18 protein-coding genes are annotated in these 18,467 nt (G+C 71.1%); 10 read left to right on the forward strand and 8 right to left on the reverse strand.

Going from position 1 to position 18,467, the window contains the following annotated elements:
• Nucleotides 1-5 precede the first annotated feature (5 nt).
• The 3 genes from AB0C25_RS16295 to AB0C25_RS16305 form a co-directional block, all read right to left on the reverse strand.
• The gene (locus tag AB0C25_RS16295) at nucleotides 6-1,796 is read right to left on the reverse strand and encodes a 3-hydroxybutyryl-CoA dehydrogenase (RefSeq protein ID WP_357373799.1); all 1,791 of its coding nucleotides are present in this window, start codon (nucleotides 1,794-1,796) and stop codon (nucleotides 6-8) included.
• A gap of 126 nt (nucleotides 1,797-1,922) precedes the next feature.
• The gene (locus AB0C25_RS16300) at nucleotides 1,923-2,987 is read right to left on the reverse strand and encodes an alpha/beta hydrolase (RefSeq protein ID WP_357373801.1); all 1,065 of its coding nucleotides are present in this window, start codon (nucleotides 2,985-2,987) and stop codon (nucleotides 1,923-1,925) included.
• Between the two features lie 94 nt (nucleotides 2,988-3,081).
• Nucleotides 3,082-3,447 (reverse strand): FHA domain-containing protein, encoded by a 366-nt coding sequence (locus AB0C25_RS16305; protein WP_357373803.1) that lies wholly within the window; start codon nucleotides 3,445-3,447, stop codon nucleotides 3,082-3,084.
• A 306-nt stretch (nucleotides 3,448-3,753) separates the two neighbouring features.
• Between AB0C25_RS16305 and AB0C25_RS16310 the strand changes: the two genes are divergently transcribed.
• Nucleotides 3,754-5,250 carry an aldehyde dehydrogenase family protein gene (locus AB0C25_RS16310; RefSeq protein WP_357373805.1) on the forward strand — a complete coding sequence of 499 codons (1,497 nt, stop codon included), beginning with the start codon at nucleotides 3,754-3,756 and terminating at the stop codon, nucleotides 5,248-5,250.
• Between the two features lie 79 nt (nucleotides 5,251-5,329).
• Entirely contained in the window at nucleotides 5,330-5,989 is a 660-nt protein-coding gene (locus AB0C25_RS16315; protein WP_357373807.1) for a class I SAM-dependent methyltransferase, read from the forward strand.
• A gap of 5 nt (nucleotides 5,990-5,994) precedes the next feature.
• Here the strand turns inward: AB0C25_RS16315 and nucS are convergent, their stop codons facing one another.
• On the reverse strand, nucleotides 5,995-6,654 hold the full coding sequence (nucS, locus tag AB0C25_RS16320; RefSeq protein WP_357246312.1) for an endonuclease NucS: 660 nt from the start codon (nucleotides 6,652-6,654) through the stop codon (nucleotides 5,995-5,997).
• Nucleotides 6,655-6,725: 71 nt separating this feature from the next.
• Here nucS and AB0C25_RS16325 point away from each other — a divergent pair, with 71 nt between their 5' ends.
• The gene (locus tag AB0C25_RS16325) at nucleotides 6,726-7,343 is read left to right on the forward strand and encodes a DUF4126 domain-containing protein (protein WP_357246315.1); all 618 of its coding nucleotides are present in this window, start codon (nucleotides 6,726-6,728) and stop codon (nucleotides 7,341-7,343) included.
• A 91-nt stretch (nucleotides 7,344-7,434) separates the two neighbouring features.
• Complete coding sequence (locus tag AB0C25_RS16330; protein WP_357373809.1) at nucleotides 7,435-7,731, forward strand: DUF1540 domain-containing protein; 297 nt, start codon at nucleotides 7,435-7,437, stop codon at nucleotides 7,729-7,731.
• 15 nt (nucleotides 7,732-7,746) lie between these two features.
• Here the strand turns inward: AB0C25_RS16330 and AB0C25_RS16335 are convergent, their stop codons facing one another.
• Nucleotides 7,747-9,753, reverse strand: coding sequence for a protein meaA (locus AB0C25_RS16335; protein ID WP_357373812.1), 2,007 nt, complete (start codon nucleotides 9,751-9,753; stop codon nucleotides 7,747-7,749).
• A 151-nt stretch (nucleotides 9,754-9,904) separates the two neighbouring features.
• Here AB0C25_RS16335 and AB0C25_RS16340 point away from each other — a divergent pair, with 151 nt between their 5' ends.
• Genes AB0C25_RS16340 through AB0C25_RS16350 form a run of 3 tightly spaced genes read left to right on the forward strand, consistent with a single transcriptional unit; the run spans nucleotide 9,905 to nucleotide 12,524 of the window.
• A complete protein-coding gene (locus AB0C25_RS16340; protein ID WP_357373814.1) occupies nucleotides 9,905-10,813 on the forward strand; it encodes an ABC transporter ATP-binding protein in 909 nt (302 codons plus the stop codon).
• Complete coding sequence (locus AB0C25_RS16345; RefSeq protein ID WP_357373816.1) at nucleotides 10,810-11,655, forward strand: ABC transporter permease; 846 nt, start codon at nucleotides 10,810-10,812, stop codon at nucleotides 11,653-11,655. Before AB0C25_RS16340 ends, AB0C25_RS16345 begins: the two co-directional genes overlap by 4 nt.
• Before the next feature lie 47 nt (nucleotides 11,656-11,702).
• Nucleotides 11,703-12,524: an alpha/beta hydrolase-fold protein gene (locus AB0C25_RS16350; RefSeq protein WP_357373818.1), complete on the forward strand. Its 822-nt coding sequence runs from the start codon at nucleotides 11,703-11,705 to the stop codon at nucleotides 12,522-12,524.
• 37 nt (nucleotides 12,525-12,561) lie between these two features.
• On the opposite strand, the gene AB0C25_RS16355 is transcribed toward AB0C25_RS16350, so the two are convergent.
• Nucleotides 12,562-13,410 carry a 3-hydroxyacyl-CoA dehydrogenase family protein gene (locus AB0C25_RS16355; RefSeq protein WP_357373820.1) on the reverse strand — a complete coding sequence of 283 codons (849 nt, stop codon included), beginning with the start codon at nucleotides 13,408-13,410 and terminating at the stop codon, nucleotides 12,562-12,564.
• A gap of 478 nt (nucleotides 13,411-13,888) precedes the next feature.
• Between AB0C25_RS16355 and AB0C25_RS16360 the strand changes: the two genes are divergently transcribed.
• Complete coding sequence (locus AB0C25_RS16360; protein ID WP_357373822.1) at nucleotides 13,889-14,332, forward strand: hypothetical protein; 444 nt, start codon at nucleotides 13,889-13,891, stop codon at nucleotides 14,330-14,332.
• Here AB0C25_RS16360 and AB0C25_RS16365 read toward each other — a convergent pair.
• On the reverse strand, nucleotides 14,323-15,717 hold the full coding sequence (locus AB0C25_RS16365) for a serine/threonine-protein kinase (protein ID WP_357373824.1): 1,395 nt from the start codon (nucleotides 15,715-15,717) through the stop codon (nucleotides 14,323-14,325). The two genes, AB0C25_RS16360 and AB0C25_RS16365, sit on opposite strands and share 10 nt — an antisense overlap.
• A 75-nt stretch (nucleotides 15,718-15,792) precedes the next feature.
• Between AB0C25_RS16365 and AB0C25_RS16370 the strand changes: the two genes are divergently transcribed.
• Nucleotides 15,793-16,341 carry an RNA polymerase sigma factor gene (locus tag AB0C25_RS16370; protein WP_357373826.1) on the forward strand — a complete coding sequence of 183 codons (549 nt, stop codon included), beginning with the start codon at nucleotides 15,793-15,795 and terminating at the stop codon, nucleotides 16,339-16,341.
• Between the two features lie 11 nt (nucleotides 16,342-16,352).
• Here the strand turns inward: AB0C25_RS16370 and murA are convergent, their stop codons facing one another.
• Nucleotides 16,353-17,795: a UDP-N-acetylglucosamine 1-carboxyvinyltransferase gene (gene murA / locus AB0C25_RS16375; protein WP_357373827.1), complete on the reverse strand. Its 1,443-nt coding sequence runs from the start codon at nucleotides 17,793-17,795 to the stop codon at nucleotides 16,353-16,355.
• Between murA and AB0C25_RS16380 the strand changes: the two genes are divergently transcribed.
• The gene (locus tag AB0C25_RS16380; RefSeq protein WP_357246347.1) at nucleotides 17,794-18,366 is read left to right on the forward strand and encodes a cob(I)yrinic acid a,c-diamide adenosyltransferase; all 573 of its coding nucleotides are present in this window, start codon (nucleotides 17,794-17,796) and stop codon (nucleotides 18,364-18,366) included. The genes murA and AB0C25_RS16380 overlap by 2 nt on opposite strands.
• The last annotated feature ends 101 nt before the right edge of the window (nucleotides 18,367-18,467 follow it).

The following is an 18,467-nucleotide window of genomic DNA, read 5'->3' on the forward strand; positions in this document are numbered from 1 at the left end:
ACCGGTCAGCGGTGCGAGTGGTCGCGGAAGCCGCGTCGGGTCTTGCGGCCCAGGTAGCCGGCGGTGACCAGGTGCTCCAGCAGCGGCGCGGGCGCGAAGCCCGGCTCGCGCAACTCCAGGTACAGCTCGCGCTGGATGGCCAGCGCGACGTCCAGCCCGACCACGTCGAGCAGCTCGAAGGGACCCATCGGGTAGCCGCAGCCCAGCTTCATGGCGTGGTCGATGTCGTCGGCCGTCGAGTAGCTGGCCTCCAGCATCCTCACCGCGTCGTTCAGGTAGGGGAAGAGCAGCGCGTTGACGATGAATCCGGACCGGTCGCCGCAGACCACACCGGTCTTGCCGAGCGCGGCGCAGACGGCACGGGCGGTGGCGGTGGCCTCCGGGGAGGTGCGGATGGTGCGGACCACCTCGACCAGCGGCATGACCGGCGCCGGGTTGAAGAAGTGCAGCCCCACCACGTCGGCCGGCCGCTGGGTGGCCATCGCCACGTCGATCACCGGCAGCGACGAGGTGGTGGTGGCCAGCACCACGCCCGGCTTGCAGATCTCGTCGAGGCTCGCGAAGAGCGCCTTCTTGACGCTCAGCTCCTCGACCACCGCCTCGACCACCAGGTCGACGTCGGCGAGGTGGTCGAGCGTGGCCGACCAGCTGATCCGGCCGAGCGCGGCGTCCCGGTCAGCCTCGGCGAGCTTGCCCCGCACCACGCCCTTGTTCAGCGAGGTCTTCACGGCCTCGCAGACCTTCGCGGACTTCTCCGCGCCGCGGGTCACCGAGACGACCTCGTAGCCGGCCTTCGCGAACACCTCGATGATGCCGGTGGCCATCGTCCCGGACCCAACGACGCCGACCTTCGCGATGGCTCGCGCGCCGTCGGCGAGCGCGGCCTCCGTCGCGGGCGGCGTCGCCTCATCCGGTACGACCACCGGCGAGCCGGGCCGCTCGTAGGTGTAGAAACCCCGGCCCGACTTCCGGCCGAGCAGTCCCGCCGTCACCATCTGCTTGAGCAGCGGCACCGGGGCGTGTCGGCGGTCCCGCCCGCCGCGCCGGTACATGGTGTCCAGAATCTCGTACGCGGTGTCCAGGCCGATCAGGTCCATCAGCGCCAGCGGGCCCATCGGCAGACCGCAGCCGAGCTTCATCGCGGCGTCGATGTCCTCCCGGGCGGCGTAGTGCGACTCGGCCATGGCGACCGCGTGGTTCAGGTAGCCGAAGAGCAGCGCGTTGGCGATGAAGCCGGCCCGGTCGTTGATGGTGACGTCGACCTTGCCGAGCCGGGCGCAGAGCGCCTCCACGTCGGCGACCACCTCGGGCGAGGTGACGACGGTGCGGACCACCTCGACCAGCTTCATCACGGGCGCCGGGTTGAAGAAGTGGATGCCGATCACCTGGTTGGGCCGGGTGGTGGCCACCGAGATCTCGGTGACGCTCAGCGACGAGGTGTTGGTGGCGAGGATGGCCTCCGGCCGGCAGACCCGGTCCAGTTCGGCGAAGATCCGCTGCTTGAGGTCGAGGTGCTCGGGCACCGCCTCGATGACCAGGTCGACGGAGTGCAGCGCGGGCAGCCCGACCGCGAAGTGCACCCGCTCGTGCAGGGCGTCGCGGTCCGCCGCGGCGAGCTTGCCCTTGGCGACCGCGCGGTCGGTGGAGGCGGTGAGGGTGGCCCGGCCGCGTTCCAGCGCCGGCTCGGAGATCTCGACCGCGACCACGTCGATGCCGTTGCGGGCGAAGACCTCGACGATGCCGGCACCCATGGTGCCCAGCCCCACCACACCCACGGTGCTGAACTCGCGCGCCACGACCGGCCTCCCCAGACACTCCGCACGGCCCCTGAACGGCCGCTAAGGTTATGCGCGCGAGTCTGCCACGTGACGCTTGGTTGTCGAGACGCCGTGGCATATTTCACCGCCGACGACGTGGGGTCGTCAGGCGGCCGGCGCGCTGGTCAGGGCCAGCAGTTCCGCGACGAACTCCGCCGGCCGCTCCAGGTGCGGGCTGTGTCCGCAGCCGGGCAGCACCACCTCGTGGTACGCGCCGCCGGCCGCCGCGTACCGCTCCAGCACCGACCGGGTCTGGCCCACCATCGGCTGCGGCGGGCAGGCCTCCTCGCCGGGCCAGCCGGGTACGAGACCCAGCGAGCCCAGGTACGCCAGGTCGAACAGTGAGGTGTCCGAGACGATGACGTCGGCGTCGCCGCGTACCCAGGTGACCTGGGGCTTGTCGGCGACGGCCACCAGCTCGTCGGCGAGCCGGAACCAGGTCGGCGCGAGCGCGTTGAGCACACCACGTTTCCCCGGCGCGGTGCCCGGCCAGTTCGTCGAGGGCGCCGCCGTGCCCGGGTAGTTGTCGTCCCCGGTGGCGGTGGAGAGCACCGTGTCCAGGAGCAGGTCCTCGTCCGCGCCCAGTGCCGCCGGATCGGCCACGTAGGTGGCGCGCAGGACCGCGCGCGGGCTGGCCGGGGCGTCCACGCTCCGATCGCCGGCGGCGAGCCGGGCGACGAAGTCCGGATTCGCCGTGCCCGCGCCGGTGCCGGCGAAGTCGGGAGTGGTGGGTGTGCCGGTCAGGTCGCGGGTGCCGCCGAAGCCGTACGGGGAGACCGGTGCCGCGAGCAGCAACGCGCCCACCCGGTCTGGACGGTCGACGAGGAGCCGCATCGCCACTCCGCCCCCGAGGGAGTGCCCGACGACCACCGGGCGGGTGTCGTTGGCGCCGAAGAGCGTCGGGTCGTCCAGGAGGGCGGCCACGTCGTCGGCGAAGTCCCGCAGTCCCCGGGTGGCGTCCACCGGGGCCGTCGCCGAGTCGCCGTACCCGCGCAGGTCAGGAGCGACCACCCGCACCGTCGGCGGCAGCCGCCGGACCAGCGGCTCCCAGAACAGCGCGGACGAGCAGTTGCCGTGGATCAGCAGCACCGGGATGCCGTCCGGCGGGCCGGCCACCCGGACCGCCTGGGTGATGCCGTTCGCCGTGACGCTCCGTTGCTCGGTTTCCATCCGCGGGATGGTGCCACGCCCGCCGGCGCCGGTCCAGGTGCCGGACAGCCACCCTGGGCGCGGCCCAGGTGTGGGCCGCACCCCGGGTCGCAGGTCAGCGTCGGGCGCCCGGCGGAGTGGCCAACGGCAGCGGCAGTGTCGGTCGGACGTCCCGGCGGGACGGGCCGAAGCTGAGCCCCACCGGGTCGGTGTGTGCCACCCCCGGGTCGAACAGGCGCAGTTCGGTACGGCCGAGTCGGATCACGTCGCCGTCGGAGAGAAGCTCGACCTCGGTGATCCGGCGGTCGTTGAGCCAGGTGCCGTTTGTCGAGCCAAGGTCCCGCAGTGACGGGCCCTCCGGGGCCAGCCACACCTCGGCGTGGCGGCGGCTCAGGTGCGGGTCGCTGATGACGACGTGACCGGTCGGTGCTCGACCGACCACCTGCGGTTCGATCCGAAGTCGGAAACTCGCTCCGCGCATCGGCCCACCCGCCACCGTCAACAGCGGCCTAAGTTCCGGATGTTCCTCCATGGACAGTCAGCCCTCCACCCCACACCGTTACTCCGCGCGTCAGCCTGCCACCAGACGGTAATCATCGATACCGACCAGCCGGTCAGCTCCTCGCCACCTCCCGGCTACCCGCCGTTCGACGATTCGGGCGGGTCGCGTTCACCATCGACACCCTGGCCTGCACTGATCAACGATCAGGCGCAGCCGTGCGACTCCGGGCCGTTCGGCAACGATCTGGACCTACCGGTGAGTAATCCTCGGGTCTAGACTTCCGCCATGACGGCTGTGCGGGTCCCCGGTCTTCCGGTCATCGAGGCGGGTCGACTGGTCTCCACCAGCCCGGCCACCGGCGTCGAGGCCGGCCGCTTCGCGGTCGCGACCGACGCCGACGTGCGGCGGGCCGTCGAGGACGCCCGCGCCGCCGGCGGGTGGTGGGCCGGGCTCGGCTTCACCGACCGCCGCGAACGGATGCTGCGCTGGCGCGCCCTGCTCGCGAAACGCATCGAGGAGCTGGCCGAGCTGGTGCACGTCGAGGGCGGCAAGCCGACCGCCGACGCCATCGTCGAGATCGTCACCGCGATCGAGCACATCGACTGGGCCGCCCGCAACGCCAGCCGGGTGCTCGGCCCGCGCCGGGTGCGGTCCCGGCTCATCCTCGCCGAGTTCTCCGGTCACCTCGAATACCAGCCGCACGGCGTGGTCGGCGTGATCGGGCCGTGGAACTATCCGGTCTTCACGCCGATCGGTTCCGCCGCGTACGCGTTGGCCGCCGGTAACGCCGTGGTACTCAAGCCGAGCGAATACACCCCGGCCGCGGGCCAGTGGCTGGTGGACAGCTTCGCCGAGGTGGTGCCCGAGCACCGGGTGTTCAGCGCCGTGCACGGGCTGGGCGACGTGGGCGCCGCGCTGTGCCGCTCCGGGGTCGACAAGCTGGCCTTCACCGGTTCGACCGCCACCGCCCGCAAGGTGATGGCCGCCTGCGCCGAGACGCTGACCCCGGTGCTGATCGAGGGCGGCGGCAAGGACGCCATGATCGTCGACAGTGACGCCGACCTGGACGCCGCGGCCGAGGCGTGCGTCTGGGGCGGCATGACCAACGCGGGCCAGACCTGCATCGGCATCGAGCGGGTGTACGCCGTCGACTCGGTCTTCGACGCCTTCGTCGACAAGGTGGTCGCCCGCGCCGGTCGGTTGACCGTGGGGCCGGAGGGCGCCGACATCGGGCCGATCACCATGCCCCGACAGCTCGACGTGATCCGCCGGCACATCGACGCCGCGATCGACTCCGGTGGGCGCGCCGTGCTCGGTGGTCCGGGCGCCGTGCAGCCGCCGTACGTGCACCCGACCGTGCTCGTGGACGTACCGGAGGAGTCGGCCGCCGTCCAGGAGGAGACGTTCGGCCCCACGCTGACCATCAGCCGGGTCCGCGACGCCGACGAGGCCGTCACCCGCGCCAACGCCCTGCCGTACGGCCTCGGGGGTTCGGTCTTCGGCCGACGGCGGGCGGTGTCCATCGCGCGGCGGCTGCGCTCCGGGATGGCCTCGATCAACTCCAGCCTGACCTTCGCCGGCATGTCCACCCTGCCGTTCGGCGGGGTCGGCGACTCCGGCTTCGGGCGGATCCACGGCGAGGACGGGCTGCGCGAGTTCGGCCGGGCCAAGGCGATCACCCGCCGTCGGGCCCGCTCGCTGTTGCCGTCGATGACCTTCGAACGGACCCCGACCGACATGGCCCGACTCGTCAAGGCAATCAAGGTGATGTACGGCAGATGAGTGTCGGATAACCGATCTCGACGAAGATCGGCGTATCCACATGTTTATACCCGGTGTCGGCGGCGGTACATTGCGTTAAATGGGCCCCAATCGATTGCGCTACCGCCTTGTCGACAGCGACCAGTCGTGGAGTGCGCGGCGGCGCCGGCACCGCTCGGACTGGTTGGCGCGCACCTTCCCCGACATCGGCCAGATGCACGTGGTCGATCTCGGTGGCCGGCTCGGCACCTGGCACCGCGCGACCGTCCGGCCGGCCCGGGTCACCGTCATCAACCTGGAGCAGCCACCCGCCGTCGTGCCGGACTGGGCCCACGTCGAACAGGCCGACGCCTGCGACCTGCCCGCGCGCCTCGCCAGGACCGAGTACGACCTGGTCTTCTCCAATTCCGTCCTGGAGCACGTGGGCGGGCACGAACGCCGGCTGCGCTTCGCCGCCGCCGCCCGCGCGATGGCCGACCGGCACTGGGTGCAGACGCCCTACCGCTACTTTCCCATCGAGCCACACTGGATCGCGCCCGGGATGCAGTTCCTGCCGGTACGACTGCGCACCGCGCTCGCCCGCCGTTGGCCGCTGGGCCACAAGCCGACCCGCAGCCACGACGCCGCCATCCACCAGGTGCTCTGGACCGAGTTGCTGGACCGCTCGCAGATGCGCCACTACTTTCCCGACTCGCACATGCTCGTCGAGCGGGCGTTCGGCCTGCCCAAGTCGCTGATCGCGGTGCGTACCGGCGGGTGAGCCGCTCAGAAGAGCGTCAGTTCGTCCTTCTCGATGCCCCGCAGCCGGTCGTAGTTCACGACCACGCACCGGATGCCCCGGTCCGCGGCGAGCACCCGGGCCTGCGGCTTGATCTCCTGGGCCGCGAAGACCCCGGCCACCGGGCTGAGCAGCGGGTCACGGTTCATCAACTCGAGGTATCGAGTCAGCTGCTCCACACCGTCGATGTCACCGCGCCGCTTGACCTCGACGGCGACCGCGCCGGAGTTGGCGTCCCGGCACAGCAGGTCGACCGGGCCGATCGCCGTCATGTACTCGCGGCGGACCAGCGTGAACCCCTCGCCCAACGCGCCGGGGTTGGCGGCCAACAGCTCCTGGAGGTGCGCCTCCACCCCGTCCTTGCGCAGGCCCGGGTCCACCCCCAGCTCGTACGAGGTGTCCTGGAAGATCTCCTCCAGGGTGATCCGCAGCTCCTCGCCAGCCTTGTTGACCACCCGCCACACGCCGGGGGCCTCCTCCAGCCGACAGGGCGGGCTCATCCAGTTCAACGGCTTGTACGCCCGGTCGTCGGCATGGATCGACACCGACCCGTCCGCCTTCACCATCAGCAACCGGGTGGCCGGCGGCAGGTGAGCCGAGAGCCGTCCGACATAGTCCACCGAGCACTTCGCAATGACCAACCGCACCCGACGAGGGTAGCCGAGGACCCACCGGTCGCCGCCGAGCGGCACTGGCGCGTCGGTGCCATGCTGAGACCGTGTTCGAAGTCCTCACCGGCACCGGCCTCGCCGCCTCAGCGGGGCTGAACGCCTACATACCCCTGCTCGCCCTCGGCCTTCTCGGCCGCTACACCGACCTGATCGACCTTCCGAGCGGCTGGACCTGGCTCGGTAACGGCTGGGTCATCGTCATCCTGGCCGTGCTGCTCGCCGTGGAGATGGTGGCGGACAAGGTGCCCGTGGTCGACCACATCAACGACGTGGTGCAGACCGTGGTCCGACCCACAGCCGGTGGCCTGGCCTTCGGCGCCGGCTCCTCGTCGGAGACGGTGACGGTGAGCGACCCGGGGAGTTTCTTCTCCTCGCACCAGTGGGTGCCCGTCGTCACCGGCGTACTGCTGGCGTTGGGCGTGCACCTGCTCAAGTCCGCGGCACGGCCGGTCATCAACGCGACCACGGCCGGGTTCGGCGCCCCGGTGGCCAGCACCGCCGAGGACGCCACGAGCGTGGTGGTCTCCCTGGTGGCGATCATCCTGCCGGTGCTGGTGCTGGCGTTCCTGCTGGGTCTGGTGGTCTTCGTCTTCTGGTTCCTCCGGCGGCGCTCGGAACGCCGCCGGGAACGCGAGGCGGCCCGCGCCGCCGGCTTCCGCGTCTGATCTGGTCGGCGGCGGATCGGCGGCTCGCCATACCCGGGTTGCGCGGGCCGACATAAGCCTAGGGTCGGGGCAGGACCTAGAGGAGGTTGGCATGACTGCAGCTTTGGAGATGCCCCGAGTCCAGGAATGCGTCGTCGCCGCGTGCGCGTACAACCAGGCGGGTGACTGCCACGCCTTCGCGATCACGATCGGCAGCATGGATCACGCGCACTGCCACACCTTCGTCGAGTCGCCCATCCGGGGTGGCGTGGACGGAATGACCGCCCAGGTCGGCGCCTGCCAACGTTCGGACTGTCGGCACAACGAGCAGTTGGAGTGCCACGCGTCGTCGATCAAGGTCGGCCCGGACAACGACCTGGCCGACTGCATGACGTACGCCGGCCGCTGACCCACCGACGGCGGGTCAGGGCAGGTCGTTGGCGCGTCGGATGACCGTCACCAGGTCGTCGATGATGTCGGTGAGGGCGAAGTCCTTCGGGGTGAAGACCCGGGCCACCCCGGCTGCCCGCAGCGTGTCGGCGTCACCGGCGGGGATGATGCCGCCCACGACCACCGGCAGGTCCGCCCGTCCGGCGGCGCGCAGCCCGTCCAGCACCGCGGGCACGGCGGCCAGGTGCGATCCGGAGAGCACGGACAGCCCGACCAGGTCGACGTCCTCCTCGACGGCGGCGGCGACGATCTGCCCCGCGGTCAGCCGGATGCCCTGGTAGACAACCTCGAACCCGGCGTCGCGGGCACGTACCGCGATCTGCTCCGCGCCGTTGGAGTGCCCGTCCAGGCCGGGTTTGCCGACCAGCAGACGCAGCCGGCCGCTGCCCAGCTCCCGGGCGGTGGCGACGACCCGCTCGCGGACGGCGGCGAGGCCCGGGTCCCCGCCGCTGCCGGTGGCGCCGGCCAGGCCGGTCGGCGCCCGGTACTCGCCGAAGACCTGCCGCAGCGCTCCGGCCCACTCGCCGGTGGTCACGCCGACCCGCACGCACTCCAGGGTGGCCGGCATCAGATTTGTGGTGCTCGCGGCGTCCGCGCGCAGCCGGGAGAGGGCCGCGTCGACGGCGGCCGCGTCCCGATCGGCCCGCCACCGGTGTACGCCCTCCGTGGCAGCCGTCTCGACCGCCGGATCGACCTGCTCGACGGCCTCCGCGCCGGCGGCGGTCAGCGGGGAGGATTCGGTCTCGGCGTACCTGTTGACCCCGACCACCACGTCGGCACCGGACTCCATCCGCCGGCGGCGCTCGGCCAGCGAGGCGACAAGCGCGCTCTTGAGGTAGCCGGTCTCCACGGCGGAGACGACACCGCCCAGCTCCAGCACCGTGTCCAGCTCGACCCGCGCCCCGGCGACGACCTCGTCGACGAGCGCCGTCATCACGTGCGAGCCGGCAAAGAGATCGGGATATTCGAGCAGATCCGACTCGTACGCCAGGACCTGCTGCATCCGCAGTGACCACTGCTGGTCCCAGGGGCGGGGCAGGCCGAGCGCCTCGTTCCAGGCGGGTAGCTGCACCGCGCGGGCCCGGGCGTCGCGGGACATCGTCACGCCGAGCATCTCCAGCACGATGCGCTGGATGTTGTTCTCCGGCTGCGCCTCGGTGAGGCCGAGCGAGTTGACCTGCACGCCGTAGCGGAACCGCCGTTGCCGGGCGTCGGTGACCCCGTACCGCTGCCGGGTGATCTCGTCCCACAGCACGCCGAACGCGCGCATCTTGGCGATCTCCTCGACGAAACGCACCCCGGCGTTGACGAAGAACGAGATCCGCTGCACCACGTCGCCCATCCGCTCGGGCGGCACCTGACCGGAGTCACGGACCGCGTCGAGCACGGCGACCGCGGTGGCCAGCGCGAAACCCACCTCCTGCACGGGCGTGGCACCGGCCTCCTGGAGGTGGTACGAGCAGATGTTCACGGGGTTCCACCGGGGCATCGCCGTCAGCGTGTGGGCGATGACGTCGGCGGTCAGTCGCAGCGAGGCGGCCGGCGGAAAGATGTAGGTCCCCCGGGACAGGTACTCCTTGATGATGTCGTTCTGGGTGGTGCCGGCGCAGCGGGCCAGGTCGGCGCCCTGTTCCAGCCCCACGGTGCCGTACAGGGCGAGCAGCCACATCGCCGGGGCGTTGATGGTCATCGAGGTGTTCGTCTCGGCGAGCGGTATGCCGTCGAAGAGCGCCCGCATGTCGCCGAGGTGGGCCACCGGCACGCCGACCCGGCCCACCTCACCGGTGGCCAACTCGTGGTCCGGGTCGTACCCGGTCTGGGTGGGCAGGTCGAAGGCGACCGAGAGGCCGGTCTGCCCCTTGGCCAGGTTGCGCCGGAAGAGGGCGTTGGTCGCGGTGGCCGACGAGTGGCCGGCGTAGGTACGCATCACCCACGGGCGGTCCCGCTCGGGCAGCCGTCCCGTAGATGCCGTCTCATCCATGGCTGGAGCTTAAGTTACCGTTCAGTAAAACGGGCTGTGGAAAACCACACAGGTCCATGTCGGGGACGTCTGGGCGCGAAGCGCGCGCAGTGGTGCGCACCGCTACACCCCGGACACCGCCCCGGCCGGGTCAGGACGCACACTGGACGGCATGGATGACGAGCTGGCCATCTCCGTCCGCGGGCTGCGCAAGGCGTACGGCGACAACGTCGCGGTGGCGGGCGTGGACCTCGACGTGCGCCGGGGCGAGGTGTTCGCGTTGCTCGGCCCGAACGGCGCCGGCAAGACCACCACCGTGGAGATCCTGGAGGGTTACCGACGCCGGGATGCCGGCGAGGTCTCCGTGCTCGGCACGGACCCTGAGCTCGCCTTCGGGTCGCGCCTGCGGGGCTCGCAAGCTCGCTCCTCGCGCAACCCACGACAGCCGGATCCGGAATGGCGCGCCCGCGTCGGCATCGTGCTCCAGGGCACCGGCGAGTTCGACGAGCTGACCGTGGCCGAGGTGATCCGGCACTTCTCCGGCTTCTATCCCGACGCCGACGACCCGGACAAGGTGATCGAGCGGGTCGGGCTGGCCGACAAGGCGAAGGCCCGGACACACACCCTCTCCGGCGGGCAGAAGCGCCGCCTGGACGTGGCGCTGGGCATCGTCGGTCGCCCCGAGCTGCTCTTCCTCGACGAGCCGACCACCGGCTTCGACCCGGAGGCCCGCCGCGAGTTCTGGGAGCTGATCCGCGACCTCGCCGCGGCCGGCACCACGATCGTGCTGACCACGCACTACCTGGACGAGGCGGAGGCGCTCGCCGACCGGGTCGGGGTGATCGCCGGCGGCCGACTGGTCGAGGTGGCCGCCCCGAACCAATTGGGCAACCGGCAGGAGGCCCTCGCGACGGTGTCCTGGCGTACCCCGGACGGGACGCTGGAGAGCGCGCAGAGCGCGACGCCGACGGCCCTCGTGGCCGACCTGGCCACGCGTTACGGCGGCGAGGTCCCCGGCCTCACGGTGACCCGGCCGACCCTGGAGGACGTCTACCTCACCATGATCGGACACGCGCGATGACGACCACGACGAAGCCGGCGACGCCGGTCACCGCGACCCGCGGCCGTCGGCCGGGGGCCGGTGCGCTCGCCCTACGCCAGGGCCGACTGGAGATCACCCAGTTCCTGCGCAGCCGGGAGTCCGTGGTCTTCACCATGGGCTTCCCGATCATCATGATCCTGATCTTCGCCGCGATCTTCAGCGGGGAGATCGGTGGCGGGGTCAAGTTCACCCAGTACTTCATCACCGGCATGATCGCGACCGGCCTGATGACGGTGAGCTTCCAGAACCTGGGCATCTGGATCCCGATCGAGCGGGACCGCGGGGTGCTCAAGCGCTACCGGGGCACCCCGATGCCGAAGTGGGTCTGGTTCGCCGGCAAGGTGATCATGGTGGTGGCGATCGGTATCGCCGAGACCGTGCTGCTGCTGACCGTCGCGGTGGCGCTGTTCGACCTCGACCTGCCGGGCACCGCCGAGAAGTGGTTCACCTTCGGCTGGGTCGCCGTGCTCGGGGTGACCGCGTGCACCCTGTGCGGCATCGCCATCTCGTCGCTGGCCCGCACCGCCCGCAGCGGCTCGGCGGTGGTCACGCCGGTCGCCCTGGTGCTCCAGTTCATCTCCGGGGTGTTCTTCGTCTTCACCGACCTGCCCACCTGGATGCAGCAGGTGGCGGCGCTGTTCCCGCTCAAGTGGATGTGCCAGGGGCTGCGGTCGGTGTTCCTGCCGGAGAGCTTCGGCGCCCAGGAGCCGGGCGGCTCGTTCGAGCTGGGCCGCGTCGCGCTGGTGCTGACCCTGTGGTGCGTGATCGGTGTGGTGCTCTGCCTGACCACCTTCCGCTGGACCACCAAGCGCGACGGCTGACCCGTTCCGGGGTCCCGAATCGCCCCGGGACCTGCCAGACTCTGCCGATGGCCGCTCGACCGACCCGGCGTGGTCTCCTGCTCGCGGGTGCGGGAGCGACGGCGCTGGCGGTCGGGGTCGGCTGGGCCGCCCGCGACCTGATCCGTCCCTCGCCGGCACGGCCGACGCCCCCGGACGCGCCCGCCGGTGACGAGCGGCTGACCAGCCGGCCGTCCGCCGCACGTGGCCGCTCGGTCGACTTCTACACCGCCGTCCCGGACGGGCACGGCGACGGCCGGGGGTTGCCGGTCTGCCTGGTGCTGCACGGCGCGTCCACCACCGCACGCGACTTCCCCGGGCTGGGCCTGGGGCGCTTCCTGACCGACGCGGTACGCCGGGGCGCGCCGCCGTTCGCGCTCGCCGGAGCGACCGGCGACCGCCTCTCCTGGCGCCCCGCCGGTCGGGACGACCCGCAACGGATGGTGCGCGAGGAGCTGCCGGCCTGGTGCGCCGAGCGGGGCTTCGACGCCACCCGGCTCGCGGCCTGGGGCTGGTCGATGGGGGGCTTCGGCTCGCTGTTGCTCGCCGAGACCTGGCCGGGGCTGCTCCGCGCCGTGGCGGCCTTCTCCCCCGCCGTCGCGCCCGGCGATGACGTCTTCGCCGGTGCCGACCGGCTGCGCGGCACCCCGCTGGGCCTGTGGTGCGGCCGGCAGGACGACTTCCTCGACGACGTGCAGGCGCTGGAGCGGGCGCTGCCGGAGCCGGCGGCCCACGCGGAGTACGCCGACGGCCGGCACGACTTCCGCTACTGGGGGCGGGTCATCCCCAGCGCGTTGGAGTTCGTCGCGGCGGCGCTGGCCGCGCCGCCCCGACCGTCCGGCCCGAATTGAGCCCGGGGACCGCGAACGGTCCCCGGGGCTGCACGTCTCAGTAGGTGTAGAAGCCCTTGCCGGTCTTGCGGCCGAGGTCGCCGGCGGTGACCATCCGCTGGAGCAGCTCCGGCGGAAAGAACTTCTCGTCGGCCGTGTCGGTGTAGATGTTCTTCGAGGCGTGCAGCAGCACGTCCACGCCGGTCAGGTCGGTGGTGGCCAGGGGTCCCATCGCGTGCCCGAAGCCCAGCCGGCAGGCCGTGTCCAGGTCCTGGGCGGACACCACGCCGGACTCGACAAGCTTGACCGCCTCCATGACGAGGGCGGAAATCAGCCGGGTGGTGACGAAGCCGGCGATGTCCCGGTTGACCACCACCACCGTCTTGCCGATCTCCTCGGCGAAGGCCCGCGCGGTGTCCAGCGTCGCGTCGGTGGTCTTGTAACCGCGTACCAGCTCGCAGAGCTGCATCATCGGCACCGGGGAGAAGAAGTGGGTGCCGACGACCGCCTCGGGCCGCTCGGTCACCGCGGCGATCTGGGTGACCGGGATGGCCGAGGTGTTGGTGGCGAGCACCGCGTCCGACTTGCAGATCTTGTCCAGGGCGCGGAACACCTCGTGCTTGATCTCCAGCCGCTCGAAGACCGCCTCGACCACGATGTCCGCGTCGGCCGCCGCCTCCAGCTCGGTGGTCGGGGTGATCCGGGCCAGCGTCGCCTCGACCTCGGACGCCTCGATCTTGCCCTTCTCGGCGAACTTCTCCAGTGACTTCCGGATGCCGGCAAGCCCTCGGGTGGTGGCCGCGTCGTCCAGGTCGCGCAGCGTCACCTGCCAGCCCGCCTGCGCCGCCACCTGGGCGATGCCGGAACCCATCAACCCAGCCCCGACGACCGCGAGTCGACCTGCCATCTGCTTCTCCCTCGCTGCGATTGAGTGCCTCACCGCACCCTAGCCGGCGAGCCTGAACGATGACTAAGCGAGTCGCCGGACGCCGACCGACCCGGCAGGCCCGGACGGTGATCGACGGCACCCACCTGCCGGCACTCGACGGCGGCCCGGAAGGACCGAGCCCGAGCGACGTCGGCCATGACATGATGCCGCGCCGGGTGGAAAATTCCCGACCCCACTCGGCGAACAAACTCGGGTGCGGGCGCATCGAACCCTACGACAACAACCCAGTGGAACGAGCCAGGAGTCAACGATGCGTGCAATGCCTGTGGTCGGAACCCTCACCTGCCTCTTGTTCGTGGGGGCGTGCGCGTCACCCACGCACCGGAGCGGTGACGCGGCACCGGCCGGTTCGCCGGAGCAGACGGCCAGCGCGCCCACCACCGGGACGCCGACGTCGCCCACGCCGTCATCGCCGTCATCGCCGTCATCACCGCCCGTGCCGTCCAGCGATGCCACCAGCACCGCCCTCGTCCTGGGACCGAACGGGCTCGGCTCGCTGAAGCTCGGCATGTCCCGTGAGCAGGCCACCGCGACCGGGATGCTGCGCCCGTTCGCCGACTACCGGGACGAGTGCGCGCTGGCACAACTGCGGCCCGCCCCGACCGACAAGGGGAACGTCAATCACTCCCGAACTCTGGGAATCGCCACCATCGACGCGTACGGCAGCATCAAGACGCCCGAGGGAGCGCGAATCGGCATGTCCAGCGCCGACATGGTTCGCATCTACCCGGGGTGGACGGCGGCCGACGGGGACGCCACAAACGGTCGCGGCATCGTCAAGACCCCCGGCAACAACAAGGCCGTCTACCGCATCGAGACGGACAAGGGCGCCGTGATTCAACTGACCCTGCAGTACGCGAACCAGAACTGCTACGAGTAGACGGACCCGAACCGGCCGGCCTGCGGTGCCAGTGAGCTGGACAACCGCAGGTCGGCCAGGATCTCGTCGGTCAGGTCGACGTCGCCGACCTGTTTGATCTGCAGGTAGACGCCGTAGCCGCGCTGCGGCACGGTGAGTACCACCTCGCTGAACGAGACCGAGGCACCACACGAGGTCCACCGCCGTACCCGTGCCTGGTTACCGCCCAGGTCCAGGGTCCGGTCGGGCTGCGGGACGCAGGAGGTGTGACTGGGGAATGCGGGTGCCGAGCCGCCGGCGAGCAGAGCCTTGCTCGCACCGACGAACACACCGGGTATGCCGCTCGCCGGATCGGACCAGACGTCGAGATCCGGAGCGACCACGAGACCCGGCGCCGGGCCGGAGGGAAGTCGCAGCACCGCGGGATCCCAGCCGGCGTTGCGCACCTGACCGGCCCAGCTGGACGGCACCACCACCGACAGGGCACCAGAGGCATCGGCCACGCGTACCCAGCCGGACCCGGTGGCGCTGGAACCCGCCGTCGCCAGCAGCGCGGTCAGTGCGACCCCGACGCCGACGACCCGTCCCAACTGCCGCACGAACCGGCCACGGCCCGTGTCCCGTTCCATCCAGGCGATGACTCGTTGCAACTCGTCGAGCATGACCGCGGCGGACGCCCACCGTTGTCGAGGGTCGTGATGCAGCGCGCGTCGCACCAGATCGTCCACGGTGGACGGAATTCCGGGGCGTACCTGGGACGGTCTGGGCAACGACCGCCCACCCCTGCCCGTGCGGCTGGCCTGCTCGGGCGGGTTCCCGGTCAGCATGTGGTACATCGTCGCGCCGATCGCGTAGACGTCGGCGCGGATGTCCAGGCCTCCACCCGGGGTGGCCTGCTCGGGCGGCATGTAACCGGGTGTGCCGGCGGCGATGGTGAAGCCGGACGCGTTCGCGAGCGCCTTGGCCAGGCCGAGGTCGGCGACGAGGACCCGATCTCGACCCGCGGCCGGCTCGAACAACACATTGGACGGCTTGAGGTCGCGGTGCAGCACACCGGCCTCGTGCAGCACGGTGACGGCGCTGGCGATGTCGGCCGCGACGAGCAGGGCCTCCCGTACCGGCATCGGCCCCGAGACGAGCCGATCCGCGAGGGTGCCACCGGCCGCGTACGGCATCACCAGATACGGCCGGCCGTCCGGCAACTCGCCAACGTCGAGAACACGCACGAGCAGGCTGGAATCCGTCCGCCGCATGATCCGCGCTTCCTGCTCGAAGCGCTCCCGCAGATCGGCGTGGTACGACCAGTTGTCCGCCAGCACCTTGATCGCCACCGACGCGTCCAGGGCATCGTCTCGCGCCGAGCCACACGGTGGCGAACGCTCCGGAACCGATACGGCGCAGCACACGATATCGGCCGATCTTGTCGGGGACTGACACGCCCGTATTATGGCCTCCGATACGGGGAGGAACGGGGCCTGGGTATGTCAGACGATCTTGATATCGAAAAGCTCGCCGACCGCGCCTCCACCGGCGACGCCGCAGCACTCGACGCGCTGCTGATCAGAATCGGTCCGCAGATGCTGCGGCAGTGCCTGCGCCTCCTCCCGTGCCGGCAGGACGCCGAAGAGGCGTGCCAGGACGCCCTCCTGCAGGTCGCTCGCAAGATAGACGGCTTCGGGGGACGGTCCAAGTTCTCCACCTGGCTGTACGTCGTCACGGCCAACTGCGCGCGGCAGACGTACCGGAGCCTCAAGCGCCGGGCCGGCGAGCAGGCCGTGGCACTGCTTCCGCTCGATGCCGCCGACCCGCGTACGACGAGCGTGATCGCGGGCTCACGGCTCGACCTGCTGGACGCGCTGGAACGGCTGGAGGCCCACCGACCCGAACTGGTCGCCCCTCTGGTGATGCGTGATCTGTGCCAGTTGACCTACGAGGAGATCGCCGACCACCTCGCCATTCCGATCGGCACCCTGAAGTCACGCATCCACGACGCGCGACGACACGTACGGGCCTCGCTGCAGGCTGCCTGACGCGGCGGGCCTCAGATCTCCAGTGACGGTTCGTCCGGGGTGGTGCCCCGCTCGACCGCCACCCCGAGAGCGCGGAGATCGGCCACGAAGTCCGGGTAACCCCGGTCGACGTGGTGCACGTGGGAAACCTCGGTGACCCCCTGCGCGCACAACCCGGCGATGATCAGCCCAGCGCCGGCGCGGATGTCGGTCGCCTGGACCGGGGCACCGGAGAGCCGACCCCGCCCTCGGACCACCGCGTGGTGCCCGTCGGTCTTGATGTCCGCGCCGAGCCGCATCATCTCGTTGGCGAACATGAACCGGCCGTCGAAGATGTTCTCGGTGATCAGGGAGGCGCCGTCACTGACGGCGGCCAGCCCGATCGCCATCGGCAGCAGGTCGGTGGCGAAGCCGGGGTACGGCAACGTCACCACGTCCACCGCCCGGGGCCGGTCGTCCATCCGTACGCGAAAGCCGTCCCCCCGGGTCTCCACCAGGCCACCGGCCGCCACGACCTTGTCCAGCGCGACCTCCAGGTACGCCGGGTCCAGCCCGGTCACCGTCACGTCGCCGCGGGTCATCGCCGCACCGAACGCCCACGTGCCGGCGACGATCCGGTCTCCCACCGTGGCGTGCCGCACCGGGTGCAGGCCCGGCACCCCGGTGATCCGCAAGGTGGAGGTGCCCGCACCGGAGATCCGCGCCCCCATCTGGTTGAGCATCGTGCAGATGTCGACGATCTCCGGTTCCCGGGCGGCGTTGTCGATCATCGTGACGCCCTGGGCCAGCACCGCTGCCATCACCAGGTTCTCGGTCGCTCCCACGCTCGGGAAGTCCAACACGATGTCCGCGCCGCGCAGCCCGTGCGGGGCGGACGCGATGACGAAGCCGTGCTCACCGGAGATCTCCGCGCCCATCCGGGTCAGCCCGGAGACGTGCATGTCCAGCCCGCGTGACCCGATGGCGTCGCCACCAGGATGGGCCACCCGCACGTACCCCCGGCGGGCCAGCAGCGGGCCGAGCACACAGATCGACGCGCGCAACCGCCGGACCAGGTCGTAGTCCGCCTCGGCGCCCGGCTGCTCGGGCACGTCGATGGTCACCGAACGGGACCGGGCCACCCCGCCGCGGGCCACCATCGGGTCGACCGGGTCGTCCGCGTCGAACCGGACGCCACAGCCCAGCCGGCGCAGCACCTCACCCATGATCGCGATGTCGGTGATCCGCGGGACGTTCGTGATCACGCTGCGGCCCGGGGCGAGCAGCGCGGCGGCCATCAGCTTCAACGCCGAGTTCTTGGCCCCCACCACGTGTACGGTGCCGGCGAGCCGGGCGTCCCCGTACACCCGGATGAGGTCGACGTCGTTGACCGCCGGGTCGCCCGCGTCGCCGGGGCCCGCCACCACCGGCCAACTGGGCGTGCTGTCCGGCCGCGTCGGGATCGTCAGGTCGGGAATCCGTAGGCTGTGCGTCATGGCCGTCCACCTCACGCGCATCTACACCAAGGCCGGCGATGCCGGCATGACCAGGCTGAGCAACAACGAGCAGGTGCCGAAGACCGATCCACGGATCGCCGCGTACGCGGATGTCGACGAGTGCAACGCCGCGATCGGCGTCGCGCTCGCCCTGGGTGGGCTCGACGAGGAACTGCGGGGCGTGCTGGGGTCGGTGCAGAACGATCTGTTCGACGTCGGCGCCGACCTGTCCACCCCCGTCGAGCCGGAGCCGAAGTACCCGCCGCTGCGGGTCACCGAGGCGTACGTCGAGCGCCTTGAGGGCTGGTGCGACGAGTACAACGCACGCCTGAGCAAGCTCGACTCCTTCATCCTCCCCGGCGGCACCCCGGGCGCGGCGCTGCTCCACGTGGCGCGCACCACCGCTAGGCGTGCCGAACGCGCGGCATGGGCGCTGGTCAGCCACGATTCGGAACGGACCAGCACTCTCCCGGCAAAGTATCTCAACCGGCTCTCCGATCTGCTCTTTATCCTGTCAAGAACGGCAAATCCGGCGGGAGATGTGCTATGGGTGCCGGGCGGCAAGCGCTGACCATGGGCGCGCTGCACCACGTGGAGGTGTGGGTTCCCGATCTGGCCGCTGCCACGCGTAGTTGGGGCTGACTCCTCAGCAGCAGGCGCCACACCGCGCTC

This window comes from Micromonospora sp. NPDC048839 (assembly GCF_040649915.1).
Classification (GTDB): domain Bacteria; phylum Actinomycetota; class Actinomycetes; order Mycobacteriales; family Micromonosporaceae; genus Micromonospora.